Origin of the sequence: Pseudomonas sp. GL93, from assembly GCF_003408955.1 — a bacterium.
GTDB lineage: Bacteria > Pseudomonadota > Gammaproteobacteria > Pseudomonadales > Pseudomonadaceae > Aquipseudomonas > Aquipseudomonas paracarnis.
This window is the reverse complement of the sequence record NZ_NKRF01000038.1, coordinates 52,883-63,137: the sequence shown is the minus strand read 5'-3', so window position 1 is coordinate 63,137 and position 10,255 is coordinate 52,883. Positions and strand designations below refer to the sequence as shown.

Sequence of the window (10,255 nt, the reverse complement as noted above, 5' to 3'; positions counted from 1 at the left end):
CAGCTCTGGGGTATCGTTCTCCGAACGAATATGCAAAGAGCTTGAGGCAGAAGACTGGATAACCAGCTTCATGGCGTACGCTGCCGGGGGACAGGCCCACATGTACTTGATCAAGGCCTGTTTGCTGTATGTATGAGAATGAACTTCGCCGATGACAAGTCCCCGGATCTTTTTACACAGCTGCTTGATAAACGCCTCCTCACTGGTCGCCGTGGCAAGGTCGGCGAAATCGGGGCGTGGCCGTGGCGTGTAAGCGGTAAAGGCCTTTTTGGCGGCTTCATCCAAGCGACTGCGTGTTTGCTTGAAAGCCTGGAATGCCGAATAGTGTGGGGCTCCGGCGTTAGGTGGGAAGTTCGTGTCAAAGCTGCCCCTTACATGCACCATCTCGTCCAGCTTCGGTTTAAACGACGCGGACAGATCAAACTCACTGTAATGAGAGGGGGATGAGGGGATCTGCGCCGCTCTCGAGGGCCCGGCCGTCGGTACTGTTTGTGGGGTTGAAGCCATTGTCAGCCTGTAGTCACCCCGGGACAGCGTAGCGCTGGAGGTATCGGGCGAAATGCCCACAGCCTGGCCCGGAGCGACATCGTCCACGCGAAGGGCGATGACATTCTGCAAGTCGGCCAGGCCCGGTACCTCGTCAGTACTGCCTATACGACTGTGTTCAACTAGGGCGATCCAGCCCTCATCGGGGTCTTTTTGCGCAAGGGCTTTGTGGGAATAGAAGTTTCTGAGGTTGCTGCTACGCGGGATAAACCGTTCTTGCTCAGAAAGCGCGAGCACATGCTCCATATGGTAGGAAACCGAGGCGTCCACGCCGTCGATTGCGACCTTGTGCTTGTGGGCTTCAAGCATCAGTTTACGGTAGGTAAATGGGGCATCCACGTTCCACCCCAACGCGTTGTCGACCCGTGCCAGATGGTCCTCGACACGTTTCAATGCGTGAGCGAGATTGCCTTTGGCTTCACCGTTGATAATTTTAAGTTTGGTACGGAAAACATCCGCCGGCAGATTTTCGATGTACACACGCTTTAGCCCTTGTGCTGCCAAGGCCTGCATGTCTTCGATCAGTAACTGCTTACTGACAACGCTGGTGTTGGATGCGCCAATGATCAGCCGCTTTTTGATTGGGAACAGCGTGGCAAGCACGGTAGACGGGCTGGAATCCGCTGCCAACACCGGCAAGCCAGTGCGGGCCGGGCGCGCTGGAGGCGAAGCGTAAAGCGCCTGTGCATCTTGAGTCAGGTGTTTCACCTGATCGGGATAGCTGTCGCGCAGAGGCTTCAAATCAAGAAAGGCCCCGTCAAGTGCGCCCTGCGCAATGAGTTCGTCCGGATTGCTGGCGAGGTGCTGCCTAAACTCAGGGTCGAGCGCGGATCTGAAGTACTTGCCTTGTTCGGCTGGAATCTCGTAACGCGCCAGTGTCTGGTCAACCTCCTCCTGGAGTGCCTGATACGTCTTCTTGCGCCCGCCGCCCACGACCCCGGAGCGTACCCAATGACCATCGGTGTTCTGGTTGACCAGGCGTGCAGTTGACTGCATTTGCCCGGTGACGGGGTCATGGCGAAGCAGTACATACCGCCCCAGAGAGTCGGGTGTGTTCTTAACCCAGAACGCCTGGCCTTCGAACTGCACCGGTTTCATCCCGGCAACAATGCGAGGGTCAATATCGTTGATCAGCGTGGCCTGCGTTATCGCTTTAGTCGCCGGCCTGATAGACAGTGTGTTGAGCGGGCCTTTGAGGGCCGGGCGAAAGTCAAACAGCACAGCACCGCCCACATTGGCCAGGTAGCCGATGTAGTGTTTCAAGGCACCGGCCATGTCACCCTGTTGGTAGGCACTGATGGCGAGCATTGCGTCCTTGAATGCCAGCAAGCCCCCCAGGCCCAGGCTCAGCACGGGAAACGGGATGGTAGCGACGGCGGTGACCAGTTCGATGCACGTCCAGAGGATCCCCACGATCATATCCGTGCGATTGACCGTGGTGGCAACGACATCATCGATTTTGCGCTGCAGCACCATGTTGTAGAGATCATTGCGCAGGTCGGTCAGGGTGGTGTCGGGGGTTGTCCGGTCATAGCGCGCCGGGCTTGGGGTTGTACGGTCAATCGTTGCGGGTAATCCATCGCGGGCTGTCTTCAAAAACGTCTCGATCCGCACCCTGGATTGGACCGGCACCCGACCCAGCAGGTAAGCCGACACGCCATCGACTTTTTTCAGCCAGTAGTTGAACAGCTTCGCCTCACGAAAGCCGATGCCATCGGGTGCGTTGGGGGTGTACAGCAACACCGGGTTGTTTGCATGGCTGAACAGGTAGTTACCCATTACCCAATCGCCGTCAATCGTCAGTCGATGAACTTTATAGGTGTTGCGGGTCGTGTCCTCTGTGTCGCCAAGGCTGTCGATGGCGCGCTCCAGCCAGGCGAGGTCGGCCCGTGTGATATTGCCACGCAGGCAACAATCGAGCGCCGCGTGTTGCATCTGCAGTTGCGTGATCGCCAAGGTGGCGTCGCGCCGTTTGGCGTAGCCAGGGCTGCTCGCGTTTTGCAATTTTTCGCGAACTTCGTCGGTGTAGCGTTGACCGATCCACACGCCGGTCACCGAGCGTGACACGTTCTGCGGGGTCAGGCTGCTCAGGTCGACGCCGGCCGGCCCGCTGAAGGTGGCCGAGGAGGAGAATTTCGGGTCGATGAATCCGACGTTATCCGGGTAACCATCTCTGTACAACCTTGTATAGGTGATGGGCTTCGGTTTGCCGCCCAACAACGGCCAGGGTGCCGAGACGTATAGGGTGTCCGGGTCAACATCATTCTGTTCGCGGCCCAGCAGCGTGTTCAGGCTGCGTTTAGCTTTATCGTGCAGATAGGCATCGAAGGTAATGAAGTGGGCTTGCGAATCGGGCATGGCGTTATAGGTGCGCAAGGCACCTGCGGCATCTTCGGCAAGGCTGGTCAAACGGGTTCGGTCCGCCGCCTGGGCCGAGCGATACCACAGCGGGGTACTGTGTTCGTAATCGTCTTGCGCTGCGCTTTGCGAATGCACGACCATGGTGTCCAGGCATATCGGGTGCAAGCACAAAGGGCCAAATGTCACCTCCTCGTGGTCCTTTGCGTCGGGCTTGAAGCCTAACCCTGCCAGGAACGTGCCCATCTTCTGCCGAAAACGCAGGGGGCATTGCTCCAGCAGGTAGTCGCTCATGGTCCGGCCCTTCAACCGGGTTTTGTCATCGGCCCAACCGACGATGTGCGCCTGGCATTCGCGTTCGGTGGTAAATGCCAGGAACTGTCGCTCGCGGGGCGAATCCGGAGTGCACAACAGCAAGCGCCGGATTTGGCCGGTGGCGTCCTCTTCGCGCAATAACCACAGGTCTTTGAGTTGCGCGCCATGCAGCAGCACGGTTCGTGCACGCAAGCGCGGGTTCGTACCGGCTCGCAACGTTTCGAATAAGCTATGGTCTGCCTGGCTCAGGTCGCCCCGCAACCGGGCGATAAAGGCGAGCAATACCAGCCGATGATCAAACAGGTCGCGAGCCGCCTTTTTGAATTCAGCCTTGGTTTGCATGTCTTTTTGCAGCGCGGCAAAGTCCAGGCGCGGTGCCAGGCCGGGTTCGCGGAGCATGTCGAGCAGGCTCTGGGCATTCAGAACGGCATGGTCACCTTGCAGTGCCGCGCCTGCATACGTCAGGGTAGTGTTTGTCAAGAAATCAGAGCCGGGCAACTCATCGCCGGTATGCAGCCCCGCATAGCTCAAGTGCACCAGGTTGCGTGTCTGCTCATAGGTGCCGACATTGGGCGACGTTGCGTCGAGTGGTGAGGTGCAAGTGGTGCGGATCCAGGTCGTGGATTTCCAGCTCTTCGTCCAGGTACTCGGTCAACTGGAAGCTCGCCAGGGCTTGGGGGGAGGCGGCAGGCCCCAGTAGCTCGATATACGTTGCCCGAGCCTGATTGTAGTCCTGTATGAAACGGCTCAGGGTTTCCTGGTCCGTCGAAGCCGCGTTGCGATACCAATCCGGCAGGCCGTTATAAACGCTGCGCTCCAGTAGCTGTTGGCGCCTGAACGCCAAGCGTGACGACAAGTCTGGCAGCGCTGCCTTCACTGCCTTGTCCAAGGCTGACTTGAGCAGTGTTGCCTCGTGTAGCGGGTTTTCAACCAGGCTCAATGCCCATTCGATGTCCTGGCGGCGCTTGTCGATGATCGCGTCGTAGGTATGTTCGAACAGTGGCTCGCCTTCAATGGGCAGCAGTTGCAATGGCCAGATATCGACGACGTCCAGCGCTTGATAACGTACAGGCAGGTGTCGGCAGAATTCTTCATGGCCTGCCGGCAATGCCAGTGTCGCCTTGAGGCGCTGGTCGAGTTGCGCCAGCGAGTCGAAGGCCTCCAGACCTCGGTTTGGGGTGAATAACAGGACTTGGCCGAGGTCTTCTTCCGACGTCAGGTTATCCACGACTGGGCTGGATTTACGTGTGAGCACGAAGGCCCCGGCAAACTCCACGGTGTCGTCCTGGTAGCTGAAATTGAGTGAATACATGCCAGGCCGGAAGGTCGGGCCCAGGGAGCAGTCTTCAATCATGCGCTGTTCGGCAGGCGACAGCAGGTAGTCGCGCATATCGAGCTTGGCCTGCTGTTTCAACGCGTCAAGACCGGCCGTCTGGGTGAGGCAGCTCTTGCGCCCTTGACCGCCCACCGTGCTGGTTTCGTCGAGGGTTTGCAGGTGGTTTTTCAGGTCGGTTTTGAGCGTGGCGAGCAGGGCTTTACCAGTTTCCTGGGTGAGGTCTGCCCCATTCAATGTCTCAAAATGGCGGCGTGCCTGAATCAGAAACTGTTCGTTGGCAGCGGTCAGGGTGGTATTCAGTGTTTCCAGCGCCAACAGTTCGGCTGGCAAGACGACGGGAGGTTTGGCTTGAGGGCGCAGTTGCGGGTCGATTTCAAGCAGATGGGTGCGTATTTCTTGAAGCGTTGGTGATGCTGCCGGGGTGTTCGACGTGCTCATGGGCACTGTCCTCACGCTGATGGAATGAACCATCAGCATGGGGTGGGGTCGGGTTGTGCAGGCGGTAACTATGCAAAGTGCGGGTCAAGCACGTGCGTTCAGACCGGAGCCTGGGTGGACGGGCCAGCCGCCGACAGGTCAAGAGGGGCGGTTTGCGGCGGTGTAGAGGGAATTCCCAGGCGCTCAAGGCGCGCTGCATGAATGGGGTTGTACTTAAGGAAGGCGCCGGTTTTGGGGGATACGTATTTCATCCAGGAGTCGATGTGAAAGCCGTTATCAAATGCATATTTCATAATCTCCGCTTTTGTGATGGGCGTGGTTCTCGGGATTTCCGGGCGCAGATACAACCTGTTCCAGTCCAGGAGATGTTGGTCGGTGATCTTGCCTCTCGCCCCCGATGGAAGATTGGCTAGCCTTATTGATCGGATCATGCCTGGCTCGGTCAACTTGCCGCCCTTTGTCACGTACCTTGCCCACACGGTTGGGCTAATACGGTGGGCCCTGACAAAGGCCTGTGCAGCGTCCGAGGTTTCATCACCGAGGCCTGTCCAAGTCTTGAAAAGCTCGTCTGTAAACTTTGCGTACCCTTGCGCGGGCGCAGGGCTGAGTTTGGCTATCCCTGCCGCGTTTATCTCGCCGCTTTGCCTTACATATTTGTTCCATGACTTGACTGCGATATTTCGGTTTTTAAAGAAATCTGCGGGGTTTAGCGTGGTCAGCGGGTTGGCTGACTGGGCATTGGCAGCGACGTGCGCGTTCCAATCCCTGAGAGCAGCGGTGAAATGGCTGTCGACTTTTGGCCCTCCGCCGGGCACACGGTTCAACGTGTCCAATGCCCACTGTTGGTTGGCCAGTTTGCGCAGCTTGAAAGGTGTGAACCCTCCGCTCGGCGTGAGCACGGGGGCGACCAGCCCATGGGGGTCGTAGAGGTTGAACGAGTCCTGAATCCGAAACACCTGCTCTTTGCCTTTCCCATCGGCACTGCGGACCAACAAGGTGCGCAGGGCGCCGGACGTGCGATAGATGCCTGTGCCTTCGGACAGCGAGGAGCCGGCCGGAATGCCACCCTTGACCACCAGGTTGGGGCTCGCTTGTTGGAAGGCTCTTTCATAGGCAGTCAGGTCGGGCTTGGGCGTGTTTCTCGCGGACCTGAGCAGCATCTGCAACGGCTTGATGCCAATACCAGCGGTGCGTGCAGCGCCGGTGACCGTGGTGGTGGCCGTTGCAACCTCGAACAGAACACGTCCCTTTCCGGCGTGACGTGCTATCAACCCTGCAACGTTTTGCCCCAGGTTGCGTAGGGCCTGAACCGTGGTTTGCCCCATCCGGCCTACCCACCTGAAGGCGCAAGAGGTCAGATGCCCGGCCCAGGGGAACCCACCCAGTACCGTGGTGACGACTTCAACGCCGAACATCACCTTGTTGAACGTGGATTGGTAGGTCAATTCCTCGTTGGTCACGCTTTCAGTATCGGTCTTGTCCAGCAAGTACAGGTAGTTCTGCCGGTACAACCCCTCCAGCACATCGCCGGGGTGGGCCACCAGGCGATGATTGAGCAAGCGGGTGTTGGCCGGTAAACGTGCCTGCAGGTAAGCCTGCCAGGCCGAGTTGCGCATCAGCTTGATCAGTTCGGCTTCGCTGGCGATTTCCCTGAGCTCCAAACCGTCGGGCGCATGGGGGGCGTAGAGCACCAGCATTTCATCATCGGCGGTGGAGAGTAGCAAAACGCCGTTCACGGTCTGCCCGCCGCGCCCCTCGGGAGCGTCGCTGGCCGGATTGAACATCAGGGCATTGGCGATGATTGCCTGCCCGTCGACCAGTTGGCGGGCCTTGGGGTCTGTCGCGGCGAGTACGGCAGTCACCCAGGCGGCGGCTTTCTTTTGAAGGTTGTCATCGGCTACAGCTGTGCTGTAGGCATCCGGATTCAAGCGGGCCGACAAGGCCGCATAGTCCAGGGCGGCCGCCTGGCTCGCTATCCAGGCTTTTTTCACGGCCGTCGCGGTCTCTGGCGCGAGGTGTTTCTTGAGGATGTTCTCGGTGTACTCGTGGCCGATATTCAGCGCTTTGACCCACAGTTCGAGGCGTTCCTTGTCCACGGTGATGGCATTGCCTTGGGCGTCAAGTAGCCAGTTGCCTTGCGAGGTGGTCAGGTTGGCTTCCAACGTGTCGTCTTCTGTCCACGATAAGCTCTTGGCCCACGGTTTGTTGTTTTTCAGCAGCAGGTTAGTCAGGCTTATGTGGCTCGACCTCACCGTTTCATGCACTGAGCCAAAACCGGCACCGCCACTGATACGGGTTCTTGTGGTACGGATGACCATCGTCTGGTCCGGGTCAATATCCAGCGCGGGGTAGTCTGCCAGGAACGCGCGTATCTTCAGCAGCACCTGTTGCCTGGCATACTCGGCCAGTGTAGGGATCAGCGCGTTCCATTGTTTGCCCAGTTCGTCCTGTTTTTCGTCTGTGGTGCGGGATTGCTCTAGCAGTGCCTTCTGGTCCGCTGGGCTCAGGCGCTTTTCCCAGTCCATCCGCCAATGTTCCAGCAGTCGTTGGTTACGCGCCACAAAGGCCTCTGCCATGTCCAACAGCTCGACCAGCTCCGCACGGCCATTGCCTTGGGGATCCGGTTCACCGTCGGCCAGGCCCAGGATGGCCTCGATGTCAGACTGCTGCTTGTCCAGCAACGCTTGAATACTGTCGGCGACAAAATCACATTCTATCGGTGCAAAGGTGTTGCGCAGGTCACTGCCCCATAACCCGGTTTTGCCACGCAGTACCAACAGCGGCAAGCTGGCGATCAGTAACCTGCCCGTGTCCTCACCGGTATTGATGCGTACTTTCAGCGTGTCGTGCAGTGTTTGCAGGGTTGCAAACTCTTCAAAGCCCTTGTTTGGGGTATACAGCACTACCAGGCCCGCTTCAGCCCTGTGGGTACTGAGGTTTTTGTGCCCGTAGGGCCAGTGGGGAAGTACCGGGCTGGAGCCGTCGCGGGAGGTCAGGACGAAGCTGCCGGCCAGGCGCACACCCTCTGCGTCACCGGTGCTCAGCGTTAGTTGATACACCCCTGGCCGGTTTCCGTGGCTAAAGCGGGCTTCACGCCGGGCCAGGGTCGGGTAGAGCAGCGCGCGATCAATCAGCTGTTTGGCCTGCGGGCTCAAGGTGTTGTCGGCGAAGCTCAGGCGCGCCTGCACATCCAGGGCTTGACGGTGCACCTCAATCAGCCTGGCCTGTGGGCAGGCCAACTCAGGTGTTATGGGCGTCTGCCAGTAAGTGGTGATGTCTGCGGTCAACCTGGCCAGCAGGGTTTCAGCCAGGGTCGTCAGTGTGCCGCTATCAGGGATCTGGTCGGCAGCGCTGAAGGCCGTGGCGCTGCTGAAGACGCCTTCGGTGTGGTTCGCTTGTTCCTGAGGTTCATCTTCCCAGCACAATAAGGTGCACAGCGCCTTCAACAGGGTTTGCGAGGATTCAAAATGGCGCTGGCCGGCGCTGTCGGTGCGGTAGCGGTTGACATACAAACCGGAGGGTTTGGTCTCGGGGGGCAGCTGTGGGAAGGTCTCCTTGAGCAGGGCTGACAACACGCCCTCCAGCGAGGGATGTGTGTGTTGGGCCAGTACGTATTCGATTTGCTGGTTGAGTGAGTTCCAAAGTTGTATCAGTTGCGCCTGCTGTTCAGGGTCTGGCGGGGTGTGGACGAGGGCGGGCAGGCCCATGGGGTCTACCGGTGCAGACAAGCGGGCGCTCAATCCCGGACTGCCCTTGAGCGGCAGTGCCAGGGTTGCACTCAGCTCGGTCGCCAAGGCCTCGAACGTGGTCTGGGGGGCGCTGAAGGCTTGGTCGATATCGGCCTCTTGCTGGTCACGCTGGCCTTGCAGGCACGCACTGAATACAGGGCCGGTGATCGGCATGTAGCGCAAGTTCTGTGCACTGCGTAACCCTTCGCCGACAAGGCTGCGCTGGCTGAGTGCGACGTTGGTGAGCAGCCGGCTTTTTTCGGCGCCCGCCACCAGGCGTCTGCGCAGGGTGTTTTCCATGGTGGAGAAATGCTCGAATATCTCAACCCCAAATTGCGGGGTGTAAAGGACAGTCGGTCGGCTCCCGTGCAATCGTTCAGTGAGTACGAAGCAGCCGTTCAGCGCCGCCGACCACTCGGGCTGGCCCGTCGAGTATAGGGTGATCCCCACCGCTTGCGGCCGCGTGGCGGTGCCCGAGGTCTCATGGAGCACCAGGTTGTCGATCAACTGCCGGCCCTCGGTGTGTACCTCCAGGTGGGCCTTGGCCGCGGCAACGTCCGCCAGGGCTTGAGTGTCCGTGGGTTTTTTCTGTAAGGCCTGCTCAGCCTGTGTCACCTGTTGCAGGGCGTCGTGGGTTTTCAGATCCGACTCAAGCACAAATACCACGCGCTGTTTTTGACTGATGGCCTCAAACACGCTCAGGGCCCCGGTGGTTGCCTGGGCAGACGTCCAGAACACCTCGAGCTTGCGCGAGTACAGCGCCAGGCTGTCGTGGCGCAGGTTGTCGATCAGTTGATTGAAGGCCGTGACCTCAAGTGCAGTTATTTCGCCGTCGCGGCCAGCGTCGTGGGCACGTGCGTAGAAGCCGACTGCCTGCGAGACCGCGCCGGTTTGCGGTACTTTGGCACGCGCTGTCGGTATTTTGCCGGTGGCAATAGCCTCCTGAAGCACCTGTGTCAGGTTACGCGTTCGGGTAACACGGGGCCGCCGTGGGAGGCTGTCCGAGTCGTCCTGCGCTGGGGGGGCGTACATATACTCGTTGAGAAAAACCGCATCCGGATCAAGCGGGTTACCGGGCACAAGGTTGGCCAGTGCCTGGCGTAACTCGGAGGCCATCAACGTGGCTAAGACCGGCTGGGCATCCAGCAGATGCTCGATGGCGGTGAGACAGACCGGTAACCGGCGCAGCAAGTCTTCGGTGGGGGGCAGGGGGAGTGAAGGCATAACCTGGGTTTCCTGTAGAAATAGGGTGAGGGCACCTCACGTGAATCGAACAATCGACTCCACCTACACTAATAACCCAGGGCAAAGGGGCGGCCATACATAACCACTGCATGGGCCTTTTATCTCGGCGTGTAACTGCGGTTTTTGCAGGAACCAGGGGCCGCCTGGTTCCTGCTCGCTCCTGCAATGGGACGGAGGGTTATAACCCGGCGGTAACCATGGCCTGGCGGGTCAGGCGGCGGCCCAGCTCCTGTTCGTCATGGAAACTCTTGAGAAACAGGCTCAAGTACTGTTCATCTGTCATAGGCTC

General features: G+C 59.2%; 3 protein-coding genes. All 3 read right to left on the bottom strand.

The window, feature by feature from the left end; all coding sequences use genetic code 11:
* On the bottom strand, positions 1-3,756 hold a 3,756-nt coding region (locus CER19_RS06685), incomplete at its 3' end, for a membrane-targeted effector domain-containing toxin (protein ID WP_218568476.1).
* 16 nt (positions 3,757-3,772) lie between these two features.
* On the bottom strand, positions 3,773-4,993 hold the full coding sequence (locus CER19_RS06680) for a hypothetical protein (protein WP_116665845.1): 1,221 nt from the start codon (positions 4,991-4,993) through the stop codon (positions 3,773-3,775).
* 98 nt (positions 4,994-5,091) lie between these two features.
* Positions 5,092-9,945, bottom strand: coding sequence for a dermonecrotic toxin domain-containing protein (locus tag CER19_RS06675; protein WP_116665844.1), 4,854 nt, complete (start codon positions 9,943-9,945; stop codon positions 5,092-5,094).
* Positions 9,946-10,255 lie beyond the last annotated feature (310 nt).

Bases quoted from the DNA above. Each gene is read 5' to 3' on its own strand.
- CER19_RS06680 (WP_116665845.1), bottom strand. From the start codon at position 4,993: ATGAGCACGTCGAACACCCCGGCAGCATCACCAACGCTTCAAGAAATA.
- CER19_RS06675 (WP_116665844.1), bottom strand. From the start codon at position 9,945: ATGCCTTCACTCCCCCTGCCCCCCACCGAAGACTTGCTGCGCCGGTTA.